The sequence below is a fragment of the Lysobacter sp. HDW10 genome, from assembly GCF_011300685.1.
Classification (GTDB): Bacteria; Pseudomonadota; Gammaproteobacteria; order Xanthomonadales; family Xanthomonadaceae; genus Solilutibacter.
In genome coordinates, this window is the sequence record NZ_CP049864.1 from 2116416 (window position 1) to 2134596 (window position 18181).

Sequence of the window (18181 nt, forward strand, 5' to 3'; positions counted from 1 at the left end):
CTTTTAATGCCTTTTTAACGTTATCTGAACGCTTTTGACCCTTGGATTCGGCAAAATCACTTTCACGTTTAGCCGAATGAAGAAATCGTGACGATGACTGAGACGACCGCAAGCCGCCTCCGCCGTCTGCCCAAGCAGACCGCTACGACCTCACTACTGATTTTTAGCCTTGTTTGTGCCGCACCGGCTTTTGCCCGTGATGCGATTGCAAACAGCACGTCTAATCCGGATCAACGTACCAGCGTCACCGACGAATTCAGCGCTACTGCGCTTTCTGATGCACAAGCCCTGCTCGATCTGACCAATGGCCAAAACGCCATGCTCGCAGGCAAGACTCAAGATTCCAGCCGCATCCAAAAGCTCCTCTCTGGCGCGATGGCGCTGATTGGCACCCCGTATCGTTGGGGCGGCACTTCGACCAGCGGCTTCGATTGCAGCGGCTTGGTGGGCTACGTGTTCCGCAATGCCTTGGGCATCAACCTGCCGCGCGTCTCGCGTGACATCGCGCACGAAGGCAAGGCCGTGAGCCGTTCCGAATTGATCAAAGGCGACTTGGTGTTCTTCTCCAAGGGCCGCGTGATCGACCACGTTGGCATCTATGTCGGCGAAGGCAAGTTCTTGCACGCCCCGCGCACCGGCCGTGACGTCACCATCTCCAATCTCGACGGCTACTGGGGCGCCCGCCTCGTCAGCGCCCGCCGCATCGCCGTCGAAGGCTAATTCCCCCGTATCCTCGTAGTAAGAAATCGGGTCGCCCAAAAGGCGGCCCGCTTTCTATTTAACGGTACCAGGTTCAGTTAATTCCCTTTAACGGTGACAGGTACAGTTAATTCCGCTTAACGGTGACAGGTTCCGTTAATTGGGATAAGTCTGGGTGTGGGGCGCGATTGAATCCGATAGGCGCGGCGGTCGTCAGTTCGCACACTTCGGTGCATGGCGAGACTTCCACGATTAGATATTCCAGGTGTGCCGCAGCATGTTGTTCAACGCGGGCACAATCGGCTTCCGTGCTTTCTGGACGATATCGATCGTCACCACTACAAGAAGTTGCTTGCGAAGTACGCGACGCGGATGGACTGCGCAATCCATTCGTATGTGTTGATGAGCAACCATGTGCATCTGTTGGTGACGGCGTCTGAGCCGCACGGCGTTTCACGCATGATGCAGGGGCTGGGTCGTAATTTCGCGGGGTACTTCAATTTGAAGTACGAGCGCACCGGGGCGCTGTTTGAAGGTCGCTTCAGATCTTGCTTAGTGGACAGTGAAGCCTACGTGCTGGAGTGCTATCGGTATATCGAGCTCAATCCCGTGCGAGGACGAATCGTCGCGTCGCCTGATGCGTACCGATGGTCGAGCTATGCACACAATGCATTGGGATATACGGATCCCCTCATTACGCCCCACGATTGCTACCTGAGACTTGGTGAATCCGATGTTTCTCGAAGGCATCGTTTCGAAGCGTTGGTGGCGCAAGGCTTGCCTGCGCACATCGTCGATGAAATACAAACCTATTTACGCCAGCAACGTGCGCTGGGTGGCGATGCGTTTCGCAGCATGGTCGAGCAGAAGACCCAACGCTTCGCGGGTGTGCGTCCGCCGCACCGGCCCCATAAGTGAACCTGTCCCCGTTAACTCCAATTAACTGTACCTGTCCCCGTTAACTTCAATTAACTGTACCTGTCACCGTTAAGTGGGGATAACTGTACCTGTCACCGTTATTTGGTTTTGTAGCGTTCGATGGTTTGTTCGATGCCTTTGCTTAGGGCTAGGACTTTTAGGGCGTATTCGGAGAGTTGGCGGTCTTCTTCGGTTTGGGGTTGCCATTGGGGGGCGGCGGTGGGGGTGCCTTCGGGGTCGACAGAGACGAAGACGATGACGCAGTGTGTGCAGAGGCGTTCTTCGCCGCCCATGGGGTCGGCCGCGGTCACGTCGATGGAGAAGTGCATGCTCGTGTTGCCGGTGTAGATCAATTTGGCAGTGATGGTGACCAAGTCGCTGGTTTTGATCGGGGCGACGAAGCGGATGCCGCCGACGGCGACAGTGACCGAGTACATGCCGCTCCAACCGACGGCCGCGGCGTAGCCGGCTTGGTCGATCCACTTCATCACCACACCCCCGTGCACCTTTCCGCCGTAGTTGACGTCGGTGGGTTGTGCGAGGAATCGCATCACTAATTCGCGGCGTGTGCCACTCATGATTTATCTCCGCTGCGTGAGCTGCCATTATGTGCAGGTATTTGGTGAAGGCGCATTGCGTCGGGAGCACAACATGTTGCGCAGTATTGCAGGGGCACTCGCAGGCGTGATCACAGCATTTGCCACCATCTTTGCGGTGGAAGCCATCGGACATCAGTTTTTCCCGCCGCCGCCAGGCATCGCCGCGAACACACCCGCAGCCATGGCTGAGTTTATGAAAGCAGCACCGGTGGGTGCATTGTTGTCGGTGTTAATCGCATGGTGCCTCGGCGCACTCGTGGGTGGTTTTGTGGCTGCATGGATCTCGCAAAAGAACCGCGCCATGGTTGCGCTGTTTCCCGCAGGCTTGGTCCTCACGGGTGTCATCGGCATGCTGACGATGGTGACGCATCCGCTTTGGATGGCCATTCCTGCCGTCGTGTTGCCCATTCCACTCGCCTTCCTGGGCGCGCAACTTGCACCGAAAGGTAAAGCCGCAAAGGAACTGAGCTAATGCCGTATACACCGATCATCGGAACCTTGGGCTACATCCTGTCTCCCGAAGGCGACAAGGTCTTGATGGTGCATCGAAACGCACGCAAGGACGATGAACACCTGGGCAAGTACAACGGTCTCGGCGGAAAGCTCGAGGACGATGAAGACGTCATGGCCGGGATGATTCGTGAAATTCGCGAAGAAGCCGGTATCGAATGCACAGCCCTGCAACTCCGTGGCACGGTGAGCTGGCCGGGCTTTGGCAAGAACGGTGAAGATTGGCTGGGCTTCGTATTCTTGATTACCGAATTCGAAGGCACACCGCATTCTGAGAACCCCGAAGGGCCCCTCGAGTGGATTGCCATAGACAAGCTAGACACCCTACCGATGTGGGAAGGCGATCGCTATTTCTTGCCCCTCGTATTCGATAAAGAACTCCGTCCATTCCATGGCGTCATGCCATACAAAGATGGACGTCCAGTGCGCTGGCATTGCACGCGTCTATAGGCTCAGTGGAAATCGCGCGACTCAATGCGCAAGCGCCCTAACAACTCGCTTTGGTCTTGAAGCTGCCCCGCGATGACATGGCATACGCCATCGATCTTCTCCCAACGGCCATAGACCACCATCAAGTTTGAAGCCAACAGCTCACGGCGCTGGCGCATCGCATGCGCGGGCCACACCACCACATTGACCAAACCGAACTCGTCTTCCAAGGTGACGAAGGTCGTGCCCTTGGCCGTCGATGGTCGTTGACGCATGGTCACCAAACCCGCCACACGTACATACCCGCCGTGTGCACGTTCTTGCAGCGTGCGCGAGGACAGCACACGCTGTCGATCCAGCATGCGCCGTAACAATGCCATCGGATGCTTCTCAAGCGTCAGCCCCATGCTGCGGTAATCCGCCGTGGTCTCTTCTACGCAATCGGGCGCCGCCAATTGCACCACCTCTTCCGCAGGACTGTGATCCAACAAAGGCATGGGCTTCTCAATACCCCACATCGCCCAACGGCCTTCATTGCGATGCCCCACAAGACTCCGTAACGCACCCGCCTCGGCCAAGAGATGTCGCGCCCGCGCATCCAAACCGGTGCGCCGACATAAATCCGCCACATCCCGGAACGGTGCTTGCATTCGTGCCGCCACAATCGCTTCCGCTTGCCGCGTAGACAGCCCGTTAATCGCGCGCAACCCCACACGAATATCAGGCTGCGCTTGTGCATCACGCGCATCGACCAAGGTGTAGTCAACCGCACTGTATTGCACATCAATCGGCAACACCTGCACAGAAGCACGCTCAGGGCTACCCCGTTTGGCGTCTTGAATAATCTGACTAGGTGAATAAAACCCCATCGGCTGCGCGTTCAACAAGGCGCACGCAAAAGCCGCAGGCTCATGACGCTTCAACCAACAACTCGCATACACCAACTTCGCGAATGACGCCGCATGACTTTGCGGAAATCCGTAAGACCCAAACCCCTTGATCTGTTCAAAAATCTGTTCGATGAATGTGTCGTCATAGCCCTGCCCCCGCATCAAGTCACGAATACGGATACGATGCGATTCCATATCACCTCCCCGTCGCCACGCAGCCATCGAACGACGCAGATTGTCAGCCTCACAGGCGGAATAGCCCGCGTGTATCACCAGCTCCATCACTTGCTCTTGAAACAACGGCACACCGAGTGTCTGTTTCAAGATCGCTTCCACACCGGGCGAAGGATACGTCGGCGTTTCACGCCCCATTCGACGGCGCAAATACGGATGCACCATGCCGCCTTGAATTGGACCCGGCCGCACAATCGCCACCTGCACAATGAGGTCGTAAAACGTGGCTGGCTTCAAACGCGGCAGCATGCTCATCTGCGCGCGAGATTCTATTTGGAACACACCAATCGTGTCAGCCCTTTGCACCATCGCATAGGTCTGCGGATCTTCACGCGGAATCGTGGCGAGCTGAAGCGTGCGTCCGCGATGCTGTTTGCATAGATCGAACGCTTTGCGAATACAGGTCAACATGCCCAAAGCCAAGCAATCGACTTTCAGCAGTCCCATCGTGTTCAAGTCATCCTTGTCCCATTGAATGATGGTGCGATCAGCCATCGCCGCGTTTTCAACGGGCACCACCGTACTCAGTGCGGCTTCTGAAATAACAAAACCACCCACATGCTGTGAAAGATGACGCGGGTGCCCCTTCAATGCCGAGGTCAGCCGAACAATGCGTTGAATGATGGGGCTGTCAGGATCAAACCCCGCTTCTCGCAAGCGATCTTCCATCGGTGTGTCATTACGCCCCCAGCCATGACACCCCGATAACCGACTGCATTGCTCTTCAGGCAAACCGAAAGCCCGCGCCACATCACGCACCGCACTGCGACCGCGATAGCAAATCACCGTAGCTGCCAATGCCGCACGATCACGCCCGTACTTGTTGTAGATGTACTGCAACACCTCTTCACGACGTTCGTGCTCGAAGTCCACATCGATATCGGGTGGTTCATCGCGCGCCTTAGAGAGAAAACGCGCCATCAACAAACGGGTCTCTGCCGGATTCACCGCCGTAATCCCCAGCGCGAAACACACTGCCGAATTGGCCGAAGACCCACGCCCCTGACAGAGAATGTTGCGACTTTCAGCAAAACGCACGATGTCAGCCACTGTCAGGAAGAATGGTTCGTACGCAAGCTCAGCAATCAGTTCGAGCTCGGCTTCAATCGTGGCACGCACCTGCACAGGCACGCCTTCAGGCCAGCGCCGTTGAATACCTTGCTCAGTCAAAGCACGTAGATGCGTGGTGGCGGTTTCACCCGCAGGCACCAACTCGCGTGGATAGGCGTAATGCAAATCACGCTTCAGATCGAACACGCAACGTGCTGCCAAATCGACCGTGGCTTGCAGCAATTTGGGCGGATAGATATTGCCCAATGCACGACGCCCACGCAGATGACGCTCGCCATTACGAAACAAACTCGCACCGCATTCGCTCAAAGGCTGACCCACACGAATAGCAGTGACCACATCTTGCAAAACGCGGTCAGTGCGCAAAGCCATATGCACATCGCCGCAGGCAATCGCAGTCATCCCCAGATGCACCGATACACCCAGCAATTGCACCAAGCGTGCGTGGTCGTCTCGGTCGCGGTGCAGCTCGACTGCAAGATGTGCATCGTCACGAAACACCTTGCGCACCCACGCGCCTTCTGCAGGCTTCGCTTGCACATCGGGCAACCACACCGCGAACACGCCCCGATCGGGATGCGGCGCAAAAATAGCTTCAACATCTGCGCGATGCAAAATGTAACTGCCCTTCTGGCCCGCCCTTCGCCCACGCGTGATGAGTTCGCACAAACGTGCATAGCCTTGCGCATCCCGCACCAATAAAACGAAACGCACACCGCATTGCAATGTGAACTCGGCGCCTGTGATCAATCGCACCTGTGTGCTTTGCGCGGCCTCCCATGCACGTACGATGCCGGAGAGACTGCACTCGTCGGTGATGGCTAAGGCTTGATAGCCACAGTGTTGCGCACGCTCGAACAAAGCCTGCGCCGACGACACGCCGCGCAAAAAGCTGAAGTCGGAGAGGCAATGCAGCTCTGCGTAGGCGGGTAAGGACGGCGACTGCGCCGCCTGTTCAAGCGAACCAGCCATGCAGCATCCAATGCGTCTGCTCACCTGGCGCTGTGAAAACCCACGCTCGCTGACCCATCCGCGTTTCCACTACGTAGTAGTCGCGACGCGCGTCTTCGCCATCCCACCAACCACTTTCCAGACGCTCAGGGCCCGACAGAATGCGCGCATGTGTATCGCGCAAAGGGATGGGCCTAGGCAACAACCACAAAGGCCGCGGTGGCCGCGGTGGCCGCGCCGGCGCCGGCTTCAGACAAGGCGCATCCTGTGCACCTTGCACACGCTGCCATGCACGCTCAGGACGCGGATCGTCACCCGCCGCCACACGATGCACAGCACTGTCGCCTAAGCGTGCACGCAAGCGTTCGCGCAACTGCGGCCATGGCAGGCTGCAACTGTTTTTCAGATCGAAGAGATCACGCACACTGGGCGTGAAAGCCGGCAACTCACGTGCGATCAATCGCACACCCACCACAGGTGCAGGAATCTGCACGCGCTCCAAACGACTCTTGGCAATATCAAACAAAATCGACGGCTCGCGTTCCGAAGTGATGAGCCCCACTTGCATGTCGGTGTGTTGCCCCTGCCCTTCATGCTCTAACCGCAACAGAAAATGCTGCACACCGCCATCACGAATCGACAGATGCACCGCCAAGTCCTGAATCAAACGACGTATCGGAAACAACAAGGCCTGCTGCGCACTCACTTCGTACTCAAGCGCCACACGCGCATCAAAATGATCGGGCGGCGCATACAAAGGTAAAGCTTCAAAGGCCTGCCCCTGCATCTTTGCCAATAACTCAGGCACCTCTGCCCCTACGCGTCGACGCAAACCGTCAGAAGGCAAAGCCATCACCTGGCCCAACTTACGAATGCCCATGTCCTTCAAACGTGCTGCGGTTTTTTCAGGCAAACCCGCGCAGTCCACCGGCACTTGTTTCAAAGCACGCAGCATCACTGCTTCTTCGGGCACCGCAAATCCATCTTGTAGCTGTGCAAATACATGGGCTGCGCGCGCCACTGGCGCCATCGCAATCCGGTGTTCGAAACCGAGTTCAGACAACTCACTGCGCAAGCGCGACTCGATCACAGGCCAAGGCCCGAATAACTGGAAGCTCGCCTTCACTTCCAACACGATGGCATTCGGCCACACCGCGCTCACCTGCGAACTATGCCGGTACGCCCACGCAGCCAAAAACTGCTGCCAGTTGGACTCACTGGCCGCGTCATAAGGCATGCATTTCAACTCCGGCAGGATTGCCTGCGCCGTGGCTAAACGCATGCCTGCTGAAATCCCCCGTGTTTGTGCAGCGTCATTCACCGAATGAATCAAACGCGATTGCATATGCCCCTCGACCAAGGCCACAGGCGCGTCGGGGGTTTGCACTTGTCGTAATGCCGCGTCGAGCGCCAAACGAGGTAGATGGATGCAGGCCCACAACATGCGTCAGCTCAACAACGCACCACGGCTTGCGGCACAGCGGCACCTTTGCACTTACGCACTTGCCATGTCGCTTGTGCCACGCATTCCAAACGCAGCGTGGCCGGCGAAGGATTTTGCAAATGCTTGCGATCACGCAAAGCAAAGCCCATGCAGGCCCCACTGTCTGCAGCCACTTGCAAACGACGCAAGGTCGCCATGTCTGAGGCTTGCGGCCAGCCCACCACCACTTGGCAGCATCCACTGCGCAAGGTTTGCTCAAATGCCCACGCCGCATGCTTAGCATCGGCTTCAATCACATGCAGATGTTTCAGATTTACGCCCATCGCTTGCCATGCAGGCGCATAAGGCAAATACGGCGGTGCCACCAAAGCCACATCACCCCCTGCTTGGGTGATACGTGCCACCACCGGCGCCAGCAAAGACAATTCGCCGACCCCATCGCCTGGCAATAACAACTCGGTGAGGGCGCCACGCGGCCAGCCCCCTTGCGGCAAAATCGCATCCAGCGCAGCAAAGCCTGTGTCTTCGCCTTCGTGATCGGGCACACGGGTTTGCCCGGCATGCCAAACGCGGCGATCGGCCAACAATTCGGGGATAGAAGCCACTTGTGCCATGACTTACTCGGGCCGCACTAAACCGCAGTACAGACCTTCAATAGCGAAGTCGCTGCCTGGCGGAATTTCGATGGGTGGGTAATCCGGATTACGCGGCAGTAAGCGAATGTGATGCGCACTGCGTTCCAAACGCTTGATCGTGATCTCACCTTCGATACGCGCCACCACAATTTGTCCATTGCTTGCATCGTTGGCGCGCTTCACAGCGACCAAGTCACCTTCGAAGATGCCGTCGTCTCGCATTGAATCGCCGTAAACGCGCAAGAGGTAATCGGGTGCTTGCGAAAACAAGGCGCGGTCAAGCAAGACATGTTTATGCACATCGGCATCCGCACCGATCGGCGCACCAGCCGCCACCCGCCCCAACACCGGCAGATTCAGACGGTCTTCGCGAACCCGTTCGCGTGAGCCGCCACGTCGCGTTTTAGACATGCGAATGCCGCGTGCTTCATTGGCGCGGACTTCCAGATAGCCCTGCGCCTGCAAACGCTTTACATGCTTATGCGCCGCACAGGCTTGGGCGAAACCGAAGGCATCCGCAATTTGCTGCAGGCTGGGTGGCACGCCTTCGGCCTCAATATGGGTTTGGATCCAGGCGAGAACTTCACGTTGGCGAGGGGTGAGATCTGAGGTCATGGGTAAAAATCTATTTACCTTGAAAGGCGAATGCAAGGACTTTCCATGCACCATTTGGGCACGGCAATATCTCAGAGCGTGAGACGGTTTCAGATCAAACGCTTGGGGCGCAGATTTGAGAAATGACTGAATTCAGTCAGGGGGCGATGAAGCCCCCTTGTGGCAAAAATTCCGCCACAAGGGGGTGTCCCTTACACCTGAGAGACACCGGCCTTACGTTCAGACCGCTCCGCCAACCACTCGTACAACACCGGCAGCAAGACCAAGGTCAGCAAAGTGGCGCTGATCAACCCGCCCACCACCACCGTTGCCAACGGTCGCTGCGTTTCAGCACCCACACCACTCGAAAACAACATGGGCACCAAGCCAAGAATGGCCACGCTCGCTGTCATCAACACAGGCCGCAAACGCAATGTCGTCCCTTGAACCACCGCATCACGCACGGACAATCCCTTGCCGCGCAACTCATTCAAGAAACTCACCAGCACGATGCCATTGAGCATGGCTACACCAAACACGGTAATGAATCCGATGGCCGAAGGCACCGATAAATACTGACCCGTCACCCACAAAGCCACCAAGCCACCGATCGTGGCAAACGGCACATTCGCAAGGATTAACAAGGCGTACTTCAAAGAGTTGAACGTCGTAAACAACAACACGAAAATAAAGAAGATTGTGACCGGCACAATCAAAGCCAACTTTGCCAATGCGCGTTGTTGGTTTTCAAAAGCACCGCCCCACTCGATCCAATAGCCCGGTGGCAATTTGATCTTTTGACCTAGCGCGAGATTCGCATCCCTCACGAAACTATCAACGTCACGTCCGCGCACATCCATTTGAATCACGGCATGACGTTGCAACTGCTCACGACGCACAAACGAATAGCCCTCCACGATAGTCACTTCCGCCACTTCAGACAAAGCCACCACCGCACCTGTCGTGGCCCGCAGCGGAATCTGTCGCAAAGCCTCAATCGAACTGCTAGAGGCTTCGTCCAAACGCACCGCGATGTCGAAACGCTTCACCCCATCCAACAACACACTGACCGGTTCGCCACCCACCCCATTACGAATAATGGTCAGCACTTCTTCTGCATTCATGCCATGTCGTGCCAGTGCTGCCCGATTCACAGCAATGCGAATTTGTGGTTTGCCCACGTTCGCTTCCAGCGATAGATCCGCCACGCCTTCAACACCCGCCAACACGGATTTGATCTGACCGCTAAGTTTGTCTAACTGTTCCAGATCTTGACCATAGAGTTTGAGCGCCAATGTAGCGCGCACACCCGAAATCAACTCTTCCACCCGCATTTGAATCGGCTGCGTAAAGCCAGGCAAGACGTTAGGCACCGTTCTTTCCAAGGTTTCTTGCATTGCATATTCAAGCTGTTTTATATCGCGGCCGGTGGTCCATTCGTCTTCAGGTTTGAGCGCCGTGTAGATCTCCATGTAATTCACATCGGCAGTTTCGCCTTTCTCGGCACGACCAATCATCGAGACCGTCGTTTCCACTTCGGGAAATGTCTTGAAGGCCTCAGCAATGACATGGCTTGTTCGAATCGACTCATCCAATGAAGTCGAAGGAATGCCCGTCACACGCCACATGATTGACCCCTCCTGCAGCTGTGGCATGAACTCTTTTCCGAGGAAAGGAAACAGTGCCAAGCTCGCTACCAATGCAGCAACCGCACTGAGAACGACCGCCTTCTTGTTCACCAATGCTCTGTCTAACAAAGGGCGATACAGTTTCTTGACGTGTGTGACGAGCCAGGTGTCTCGCTCTTCTCGAGGCTTCAAGATCAAAGCGGCCAAGATAGGAATCAACGTCAGACTCAAAACCAATGACCCCGCCATTGCGAACGCAATGTTGAAAGCCATCGGTTTGAACATCTTGCCTTCAAGCCCCTCAAGCGAAAATAGCGGTAAGAACACGACGATGATGATCACAATCGCGAATGAAATAGGATTCGCCACTTCTTTTGCGGCGGCCAACACCGCCGCCGTTCGATTAACGTTTTCACCTTGCGCCTTAAGCTCGGACATCATGCGAAACGAATTCTCGACCATCACCACCGCACCATCGACCATCATCCCGATGCCAATCGCCAAACCTGCCAGCGACATCAAGTTTGCAGAAAGCCCCGCGTATTGCATGCCGATGAAGGCAATGAGCATCGCCATTGGCAATGTTACGATCACGACAATAGCTGAGCGGATTTCACCCAAGAACAGAAAGAGCACGATCGCTACCAATATCGAGCCTTCGATCAAGGCACGCACCGCTGTACCGACTGCCTTGTTCACCAAGTCAGTCCGCTCATAGATGGGTTTGAGCACCATAGTTTTCGGCAATGCAGCACGCACAACATCGAGTTTGTCTTTGACCGCATCCACGACGTCTTTCGCATTCTCGCCAATACGCGCGAGTGCTTGCCCCATCACCACCTCTTGGCCGTCTCGCGTGACCGCACCAAAACGCGGCGCAGGTGCTTGGACAATGCGCGCCACATCACGCAAATAGACCGGCGCACCGTCTTCAGCTTTCAAGACAATGGCACCGATATCTTCAGTCGACTTCAACAAGCCCAAGCCACGCACCAAAAACTGTTCACGCCCGACGTCCATTACATTGCCGCCGACCTGCCCGTTGTTGGCAGGTATCGCATTGATGACATCGTTAAAGCCCAAGCCACGCGCATAAAGCTTTTGCGGATCGACACGCACTTGAAACTGGCGTTCGCCTCCACCCCACGAAGTCACGTCATCCACACCTTGCGCCGTACGCAAAATCAAACGCACCGTCCATTCTTGCCAAGTGCGCAGATCCATGTCCGACACTTGATCTTTAGTGACGCCAGGCGCGCGTTCCACTGTGTACCAATACACCTGCCCCAGCCCTGAGGTGTTCGGCCCCATGCTGGGTTTGCCGTAACCTTCGGGCAAGCGATCACCGATCTCTTGCAAACGCTCATTGACCAACTGGCGTGCGAAGTAGATGTCCATGTCGTCTTCGAAATACACCGCGACATACGACAAACCAAACAGGCTGACCGAACGAATGTCTTTCACCTTTGGCAAACCTGCTAGCGCAGATTCCACCGGCGTGCTCACCAACTGCTCAACGTCTTCGGCGGCGAGCCCAGGAGATTCCGTATAGACATTCACCTGTACAGGTGTGACATCTGGGAACGCATCAATAGGCACGTTGCGTATCGCTTGCACGCCCAAGAATGCCACTACAGAAAACGCGATTAACACCAAAAACTTGTAACGCAAAGACAACTCAACAAGACGACTCAACATGGGGCACCTCGCACTGTTAGCAGATGATCAATGCCCATGACCGTCTCCAAGCTGTGATTTGAGCAATTGCGATTTCAGCGAGAAGGCACCCTCTACGACTATTACGTCACCCGCTTTGAGTCCCTCTTCAATCACAGTGGAATCCCCGATGACGGCCGCTGTTCGCACGGGCGTCGCCTCGAGCACGCCGTTCGCACCACGACGAAACACGACCGAATCACCCTCCATTTGAATCAAGGCCGTCGTCGGCACAACCAAAGTCAGCGCCTCTCCTGCATCGCGAGTGGCATCGAGATATACATCGACAAAGTCACCTGCATGCAAATAGTCCTCCTTATTCGGAACTTCGATGCGTATCACTGCATTACGGGTGGTTTCGGAAGTTCTGTGCGCCGAGCGCAAAACGCGTCCAAGGATCCGTCGGCCATCGACCACAACCGTTGCCCGCGACCCCACAGCAATGCTAGACACCGCGACTGTCGGCAAAGTGGCATCGACCCAAACGCTTGACTCGTCCACCAACCGATACAACGGCTTGCCAGGCTCAATACGCTCACCCACCACAAAATCATCGGAAGTAATCCGTCCCGCATGCGGTGCACGCAAAGTGAATTGCCCATTGACTGAGCCCTCAGAAGTGCCGGGCAAACCATAGGCCTGTGCTTTTGCACGCGCGCGGTCGACCGCCACTTTGGCTTCACTGATTCTTCGGCCCGCAACGGCTTCACGACCCAAGGCAGACACACGTCGCCACTCTTGCTCCGCAATTCGCAAATCCGCTTGTGCATCCGACACTGCAACACTCGTTAGCGTAGCCAGCGGCGTGCCTGCACTCACCTCATCACCCAACTTGGCGTAACGACGCACCACCAAAGATTCAACACGCGGTGTGATCAAGGTCATGCCATAGGCACTGTCCAACACTTCACCTGGCGCGCGCAGTTGGCCTTCCGGCGTTGAAGGCTGCAGCGTTTCGAAACGAACGCCCGCAGCTTTAAGTGCCAAGTCATCAAGCTTCAAGCTGCGACTTGCCCGTCCAGTTTCACCGTGCCCAGTTTCAGCGTCTATGTTTGCCACATCAGCCGGCTTTGAACAGGCCGTTATGGCCAACATCCATGCAGCCATCAGCGGCAACACCTTCAAACGTGCATTCATGTCCTTATGTCCTCTCATGGTGCGCCCTCCATGCCTGCCCACTGTTCAAGTTGCCCACTGAACACCAGATAGTCCGTGTACGCACGAAACAGTCGTGATTCGAGTTCCAAGCCCGCCATTTGCGCTTCCAAGGTTTGATTGAGCTGAAGGAGATATTCGGACGTCGACATCTCGCCTTCTCGCCACAGCTTTTCCAAGAGATCAGTGCGTCGATCGATGTCCGTACCCTGGCTGCTCTGCCACACCTGCCACGCAGCCCGTGTGCCGGCATAGCTTTCGGCTGCGCGACGGCGGTTCGTTTCCAAGGCCAATTCCACACGTTTCAATCGGGCTTCTGCGACGTCCACGTCAGACTGCGCGGCCAGCACTTCAGCACGATATGTGTTGCGCACGTGCAAGGGAATGCTGATGCTCACGCCGTAGGCATCGTACCTAGCGCCACGCCCGTTAAAATCTTTGCGACTGCTATACGCACCAATCGTCGGGTCTGCTTGGCGATTCTTGTTTGCGACAATGACTTCGCGATTTGCCAGATCAAGTGCCGACTTTGCCGTCAACCACTCAGGTAAGGCTTGCGTACCCGAATCAAACTGCGCCATTTCAGGCGCTCCAAATTCAAAGGGCGATTCGGTATGGGCCGTTTCTGTCACGCCCCCGACTACGCGAAAACGTGCCTCGGCATCAATCAAATCTGTCATCAACTGAGCGTTCTCAGCGGTGGACTGCTCCCGCGCAAACAAGGCAAGATCACGCTCTAAACCCGAAATGTCACCCACTGAAAATTGCTTACGCGCGAGCTCCGCAAAACGTTGCAACAAAGCCTGACGCCTATTACCAATCGCAAGCCGTCTACGCGCATTGCGCGTGTCTGACCAACTCAACAACCAATCACGCACAAAATCACGTCGAAGCACTTGGGCTTCCGCAGTTGTCAACGCAACTTGCGCGCTGGCGGCATCACGACGCGCACGACGCTTGCCGGCAAGGTCCAACGTGAGATTCATACCGGCCGCAATCGTGCGCTCTGGTCCATCTTCGTCTTGAGATAGCACAAGCTCAGGGTTATAAAGCGGCTGACTTGCCGCCTGCAGTCGCGCACGCGCCGCAGACAACTGCGCGTCGATCGACCGGCTATCAGGATGGTGCTGCCAAGCATCACGAAGCGCCGATTGCAAAGCCTTCGGCGCTTGGTTGGCCGGTCGTTCGGCTGCAAATGCCGACTGGCCGAACACGCCGATCACGGCGATCGCCAACACATACCGCACGACGCAACGTCGATACGGCCTTCGAATAGAAAACATAAGGGAATCCTCTGAAAAAGACGGCGTCCCAACGACCTCAAGTCGCAGGGGAATTCACGTCAGTTCAGACAATCGGAGGGCGGAGCTCGGCAAGTGGCGTGGTACCGGTTGGCAAACTGACTTGCCCCCGCTCGGACAAGAATGCATAGACCGCGACCAAATTACGTTGGGCCATGGGTAGTGCCGGCGCGTGATGACACGCACAATGCGTACACGCTTCCAGATGATTGACCACGCCTTTCTCGCTCCCTCCATCGTTGGCCGCTTTCACATCGATGGTGTGTACAGCCACGGCATCGGTATCGGGAAACCGATACTCATGCTCGGCACAAACGGCCGTCGTTGCGATCTTCATCGCAAAAATGAACAGCACGAACACTGCCAACTGCGCGGAAGCACGCAAATGTCCCAGAAGGCCAGCGGGTCGAGACTTGGAAAACATCGCTAAAGAGTACCGTTCCACGGGTCAGTTACACAATCTCATTCATTCGGAGCGCGGTTTGAGAATGCGGGGTATCCATGTTAACCTTCACGCCCTGTTCGGCGACGGGTTTTCCGCTCCCAGCAACAGTCTATGGTGGCCCCGTCGGCCCCTCGCGACACTAACCTGAAAACTCCGCCAGGGCCGGAAGGCAGCAACGGTATTAGGCGACGTGGGTGCCGAGGATCGTTGGCGGGGCCATCACCTTTTTGGATCCCCCCAATTGGGACCGGGCTCATCCGATAAGATCAATTATCGACCCCAATAGTTTCCATCGACAGATGCGAAATTCCCCGATGCAAAACACTGATCCCAGCAGGACATCATGAGCTTGCTTACAAAGTGCCTCGTTGCATCGGCAGCACTGGTGATTGTTGCCTATTTGGCTGTCATCGCCCTGCTTTACTTCAATCAAAACAAGTTCATCTACTACCCCACTGGACGCAGTAGTGAAGTGCCTTCGTTTGTCATGCATCGCGACGATGCGAATATCGTTGTGTCGACGGATTCCATTCAAGGCACACAAGCCATTCTCTATTTCGGAGGAAATGCGGAAGATGTCTCGCAATCCGTCCGGCAACTGAGTAGCGCGTTCCCGGGAAAAGCCATTTATGCGATGCACTATCGCAGTTATGGCGGGAGCACAGGCAGCCCTTCAGAACGCGCACTCATTTCTGATGGACTGGCGTTATACGACGCGATCGCCACACATCACCCGAACATTACGCTCGTTGGTCGCAGCTTGGGTAGCGGCATTGCGATCCAAATCGCCGCGAAAAAACCCGCTGAGAAACTCATACTCGTCACGCCCTATAACAGCATTCTCGAGCTGGCCCAATCGCAATTCAAGCTATTTCCGGTGCAGTGGATTCTTAGGGATACATTTGAATCATGGCGTTATGCACCCAAAATCCGCGTTCCCACAACCCTCTATGTGGCGTCACACGATCAAGTGATTCCGAATCAAAGTTCTTACGCGCTTGCACGCGCCTTCCCACCGGGCATTGCACGGGTTGTCACGTTGCAGAATACTGATCACAACTCGATTTCAGCATCACCCGATTACTTGAAATAGCGAGGATCTATGACCACTCAAGCCTTTATCAATCTGCCGGTCGCTGACCTGCCCAAATCGATCGCATTCTTCGAAGCATTGGGCTTTAAGCGCAACCCGCAATTCTGCGATGACAATGCCGCCTGCATCGTCATCAGCGACACCCTCTACGTGATGCTCTTAGTCCATACGCGATTCAAAGACTTCACGCCAAAAGACATCTGCGACACAAGCAAAGCTGTTGAAGTTCTGATCTCACTCAGCTGCGATAGCCGCGAGCAGGTGGATCACTTAGTCGCGCAAGCCTTGGCAAATGGCGGCACGACTTATGACAAACCAGAAGACTATGGCTTCATGTACACGCATAGCTTCGTCGACCTCGACGGCCATGGCTGGGGCTTGCTGCATATGAGCGGCGCGCCGGCTTAGCGCGGCGTACGCAAAGCGATCACTTCACCCTGACGCGCCACGCGATGACCGCGTGCCGCCAAGGCGTCGCCTTCTTCTACCGAGGCATAGTGATACAGCACGCAACGCTTTTGCGTCTCTGCATCGTAGTGCGCTTCAAAATCTTCCACGCCGGTATGCGATGGGTTGCCGTGTAACGCGCAATCGTGCGCAATGAGTTCGTCATCATTGGCGAAGACTTGCAACACTTCCGGGATCGGCCGTGTATCGCCCGTCCACACCAAGCTGCCGGGCACACGTAAGCCATAGGCACTCTCCGGCCAGTGGTGACGCACAGGAAAGACCTGTAAACGGACACCTTCATGCCAGAACGCATCCCCCACTGGAATCAGCTGGAAGGCATCCCAGAAGTTCGCGCCACCTTCGGCCAATACATTTGGGTAGTCCGCCACACGCTTGTGCAGCAACGGCACCACGGTCACCGGGCAATACACACGTACTTTGCCGCGACGCGCCGGGTTGAAGTAGGTGTCGACAAACAACCGCTCAAACCCACCGACATGATCCAGATGGGTGTGCGTAATGAACAGCGCTTTCGGCATCTCGCCATACGTCGATTGAAAATGCGTCAGCCCTTCCGGACCGCAATCAATCGTGAGCCACGGCGCACCGTCTTTCTCGATCGTGCACATCGCCGAGCCCAAGGTCGGCCCTGCGGAAGCGTTCCCGACACCCTGTAAGCGCAATTGCCAAGTGCTCATCGCATGCTTTCCCGATAGGCCGATGTCACCGCCATGATGACCGCAGACGCCAATGCTGCATTGCCATTACACACCTTATGCACTGAACGTTCAAAACGCGCGAGGTTGTCTTGCTGCCAGTCGTGATCGCCTTTCAAACGGCGCTCGCTCTTATCAAAATCAATCAGGTGTCCGAATCCCTGCGTATCAACCAACACGTTGTGCGCGTTCAAGTCTGCATGCAAAATGCGCGCCTGATGAAAGCGCGCAATCATGATTCCGATGCGTCGCCACAGACGCTCGTCATGCATGCTGTCTTCAAGCATCGACGCAAACGTGCGCGTGTTTGGAATCGTGCCTACCAAGATCGCCGCGCGATAGCGCAAACCTGTGCGCCAGTGAATCGATGCAATCGGCTCTGGCACAGGCAACTTGAGTTCGCGCATCAAAGCCAACAGCTCAAGTTCGTTATGACTGCGAACGTTCTGTCGACCGCTCCACACAAATGCATCACGCGAAAAACGCGCCATCTGGCCGCCGCGCAAATAATGTCGAAGCACGGCCGAACCAAACGGGCCGTTCACAAACCAAGCGGCGCCGCGCCCGCCGTTCGCAACCGGCTTGATCGCCTCGCCCCAACTCGCAGGATCGAACCACTCCGGTTTAGGATGTTCGACAAGGCTCGGATTGAAGACGAGCTGTCCCGCTCCGCGCGCATCGGCGAAGTCCATGGACTGCATCG

General features: G+C 56.0%; 17 protein-coding genes and 1 other RNA gene. 7 read left to right on the forward strand and 11 right to left on the reverse strand.

All coding sequences use genetic code 11. The annotated features are described in order from the left end of the window. The first annotated feature begins 93 nt into the window (after window positions 1–93). Window positions 94–720 (forward strand): C40 family peptidase, encoded by a 627-nt coding sequence (locus G7069_RS10780; protein WP_166297237.1) that lies wholly within the window; start codon window positions 94–96, stop codon window positions 718–720. A 213-nt stretch (window positions 721–933) separates the two neighbouring features. Beyond that, window positions 934–1617, forward strand: a complete 684-nt coding sequence (locus G7069_RS10280; protein ID WP_166297239.1) for a transposase — start codon at window positions 934–936, stop codon at window positions 1615–1617. Window positions 1618–1715: 98 nt separating this feature from the next. Here G7069_RS10280 and G7069_RS10285 read toward each other — a convergent pair whose 3' ends face one another. Further along, window positions 1716–2195: an acyl-CoA thioesterase gene (locus G7069_RS10285; RefSeq protein WP_166297241.1), complete on the reverse strand. Its 480-nt coding sequence runs from the start codon at window positions 2193–2195 to the stop codon at window positions 1716–1718. Between the two features lie 73 nt (window positions 2196–2268). On the opposite strand from G7069_RS10285, the gene G7069_RS10290 reads away from it, so the two are divergent. After that, entirely contained in the window at window positions 2269–2688 is a 420-nt protein-coding gene (locus G7069_RS10290) for a hypothetical protein (RefSeq protein ID WP_205758722.1), read from the forward strand. Then, window positions 2688–3176: an 8-oxo-dGTP diphosphatase gene (locus G7069_RS10295; protein WP_166297245.1), complete on the forward strand. Its 489-nt coding sequence runs from the start codon at window positions 2688–2690 to the stop codon at window positions 3174–3176. The genes G7069_RS10290 and G7069_RS10295 overlap by 1 nt, the downstream gene beginning before the upstream one ends. A gap of 2 nt (window positions 3177–3178) precedes the next feature. Here G7069_RS10295 and G7069_RS10300 read toward each other — a convergent pair whose 3' ends face one another. The 8 genes from G7069_RS10300 to G7069_RS10335 all read right to left on the reverse strand — a co-directional run bounded on the left by G7069_RS10300 (window position 3179) and on the right by G7069_RS10335 (window position 15198). Further along, complete coding sequence (locus tag G7069_RS10300; protein ID WP_166297247.1) at window positions 3179–6322, reverse strand: error-prone DNA polymerase; 3144 nt, start codon at window positions 6320–6322, stop codon at window positions 3179–3181. After that, complete coding sequence (locus G7069_RS10305) at window positions 6306–7745, reverse strand: DNA polymerase Y family protein (RefSeq protein ID WP_166297249.1); 1440 nt, start codon at window positions 7743–7745, stop codon at window positions 6306–6308. Before G7069_RS10305 ends, G7069_RS10300 begins: the two co-directional genes overlap by 17 nt. A gap of 8 nt (window positions 7746–7753) precedes the next feature. Next, complete coding sequence (imuA, locus tag G7069_RS10310; RefSeq protein ID WP_166297251.1) at window positions 7754–8359, reverse strand: translesion DNA synthesis-associated protein ImuA; 606 nt, start codon at window positions 8357–8359, stop codon at window positions 7754–7756. Window positions 8360–8362: 3 nt separating this feature from the next. Next, window positions 8363–8995: a transcriptional repressor LexA gene (lexA, locus tag G7069_RS10315; protein ID WP_166297253.1), complete on the reverse strand. Its 633-nt coding sequence runs from the start codon at window positions 8993–8995 to the stop codon at window positions 8363–8365. A gap of 191 nt (window positions 8996–9186) precedes the next feature. Next, window positions 9187–12300 (reverse strand): CusA/CzcA family heavy metal efflux RND transporter, encoded by a 3114-nt coding sequence (locus G7069_RS10320; protein WP_166297255.1) that lies wholly within the window; start codon window positions 12298–12300, stop codon window positions 9187–9189. 27 nt (window positions 12301–12327) lie between these two features. Next, the gene (locus tag G7069_RS10325; protein ID WP_166297257.1) at window positions 12328–13473 is read right to left on the reverse strand and encodes an efflux RND transporter periplasmic adaptor subunit; all 1146 of its coding nucleotides are present in this window, start codon (window positions 13471–13473) and stop codon (window positions 12328–12330) included. Beyond that, on the reverse strand, window positions 13470–14756 hold the full coding sequence (locus G7069_RS10330) for a TolC family protein (RefSeq protein WP_166297259.1): 1287 nt from the start codon (window positions 14754–14756) through the stop codon (window positions 13470–13472). The genes G7069_RS10325 and G7069_RS10330 overlap by 4 nt, the downstream gene beginning before the upstream one ends. A gap of 64 nt (window positions 14757–14820) precedes the next feature. Continuing rightward, a complete protein-coding gene (locus G7069_RS10335) occupies window positions 14821–15198 on the reverse strand; it encodes a hypothetical protein (protein ID WP_166297261.1) in 378 nt (125 codons plus the stop codon). Window positions 15199–15339: 141 nt separating this feature from the next. On the opposite strand from G7069_RS10335, the gene ffs reads away from it, so the two are divergent. The 3 genes from ffs to G7069_RS10350 all read left to right on the forward strand — a co-directional run bounded on the left by ffs (window position 15340) and on the right by G7069_RS10350 (window position 16720). Beyond that, window positions 15340–15436: signal recognition particle sRNA small type (gene ffs / locus G7069_RS10340), an RNA gene on the forward strand. 126 nt (window positions 15437–15562) lie between these two features. Then, complete coding sequence (locus G7069_RS10345) at window positions 15563–16312, forward strand: alpha/beta hydrolase (protein ID WP_166297263.1); 750 nt, start codon at window positions 15563–15565, stop codon at window positions 16310–16312. Window positions 16313–16321: 9 nt separating this feature from the next. Next, window positions 16322–16720 (forward strand): VOC family protein, encoded by a 399-nt coding sequence (locus tag G7069_RS10350; protein ID WP_166297265.1) that lies wholly within the window; start codon window positions 16322–16324, stop codon window positions 16718–16720. Here G7069_RS10350 and G7069_RS10355 read toward each other — a convergent pair. Then, window positions 16717–17460, reverse strand: a complete 744-nt coding sequence (locus G7069_RS10355) for an MBL fold metallo-hydrolase (RefSeq protein ID WP_166297267.1) — start codon at window positions 17458–17460, stop codon at window positions 16717–16719. The genes G7069_RS10350 and G7069_RS10355 overlap by 4 nt on opposite strands. Next, a complete protein-coding gene (locus tag G7069_RS10360; protein ID WP_205758723.1) occupies window positions 17457–18170 on the reverse strand; it encodes a 3-deoxy-D-manno-octulosonic acid kinase in 714 nt (237 codons plus the stop codon). Before G7069_RS10360 ends, G7069_RS10355 begins: the two co-directional genes overlap by 4 nt. Window positions 18171–18181 lie beyond the last annotated feature (11 nt).

Excerpts from the sequence above, each read along its gene's own strand:
- G7069_RS10345 (WP_166297263.1), top strand. The coding sequence starts at position 15,563 with ATGAGCTTGCTTACAAAGTGCCTCGTTGCATCGGCAGCACTGGTGATT.
- G7069_RS10780 (WP_166297237.1), top strand. The coding sequence starts at position 94 with ATGACTGAGACGACCGCAAGCCGCCTCCGCCGTCTGCCCAAGCAGACC.
- G7069_RS10325 (WP_166297257.1), bottom strand. The coding sequence starts at position 13,473 with ATGAGAGGACATAAGGACATGAATGCACGTTTGAAGGTGTTGCCGCTG.
- G7069_RS10280 (WP_166297239.1), top strand. The coding sequence starts at position 934 with ATGGCGAGACTTCCACGATTAGATATTCCAGGTGTGCCGCAGCATGTT.
- G7069_RS10290 (WP_205758722.1), top strand. The coding sequence starts at position 2,269 with ATGTTGCGCAGTATTGCAGGGGCACTCGCAGGCGTGATCACAGCATTT.
- G7069_RS10335 (WP_166297261.1), bottom strand. The coding sequence starts at position 15,198 with ATGTTTTCCAAGTCTCGACCCGCTGGCCTTCTGGGACATTTGCGTGCT.
- G7069_RS10300 (WP_166297247.1), bottom strand. The coding sequence starts at position 6,322 with ATGGCTGGTTCGCTTGAACAGGCGGCGCAGTCGCCGTCCTTACCCGCC.
- G7069_RS10350 (WP_166297265.1), top strand. The coding sequence starts at position 16,322 with ATGACCACTCAAGCCTTTATCAATCTGCCGGTCGCTGACCTGCCCAAA.
- G7069_RS10285 (WP_166297241.1), bottom strand. The coding sequence starts at position 2,195 with ATGAGTGGCACACGCCGCGAATTAGTGATGCGATTCCTCGCACAACCC.
- G7069_RS10320 (WP_166297255.1), bottom strand. The coding sequence starts at position 12,300 with ATGTTGAGTCGTCTTGTTGAGTTGTCTTTGCGTTACAAGTTTTTGGTG.
- G7069_RS10295 (WP_166297245.1), top strand. The coding sequence starts at position 2,688 with ATGCCGTATACACCGATCATCGGAACCTTGGGCTACATCCTGTCTCCC.
- G7069_RS10305 (WP_166297249.1), bottom strand. The coding sequence starts at position 7,745 with ATGTTGTGGGCCTGCATCCATCTACCTCGTTTGGCGCTCGACGCGGCA.
- imuA (WP_166297251.1), bottom strand. The coding sequence starts at position 8,359 with ATGGCACAAGTGGCTTCTATCCCCGAATTGTTGGCCGATCGCCGCGTT.
- lexA (WP_166297253.1), bottom strand. The coding sequence starts at position 8,995 with ATGACCTCAGATCTCACCCCTCGCCAACGTGAAGTTCTCGCCTGGATC.
- G7069_RS10360 (WP_205758723.1), bottom strand. The coding sequence starts at position 18,170 with ATGGACTTCGCCGATGCGCGCGGAGCGGGACAGCTCGTCTTCAATCCG.
- G7069_RS10330 (WP_166297259.1), bottom strand. The coding sequence starts at position 14,756 with ATGTTTTCTATTCGAAGGCCGTATCGACGTTGCGTCGTGCGGTATGTG.
- G7069_RS10355 (WP_166297267.1), bottom strand. The coding sequence starts at position 17,460 with ATGAGCACTTGGCAATTGCGCTTACAGGGTGTCGGGAACGCTTCCGCA.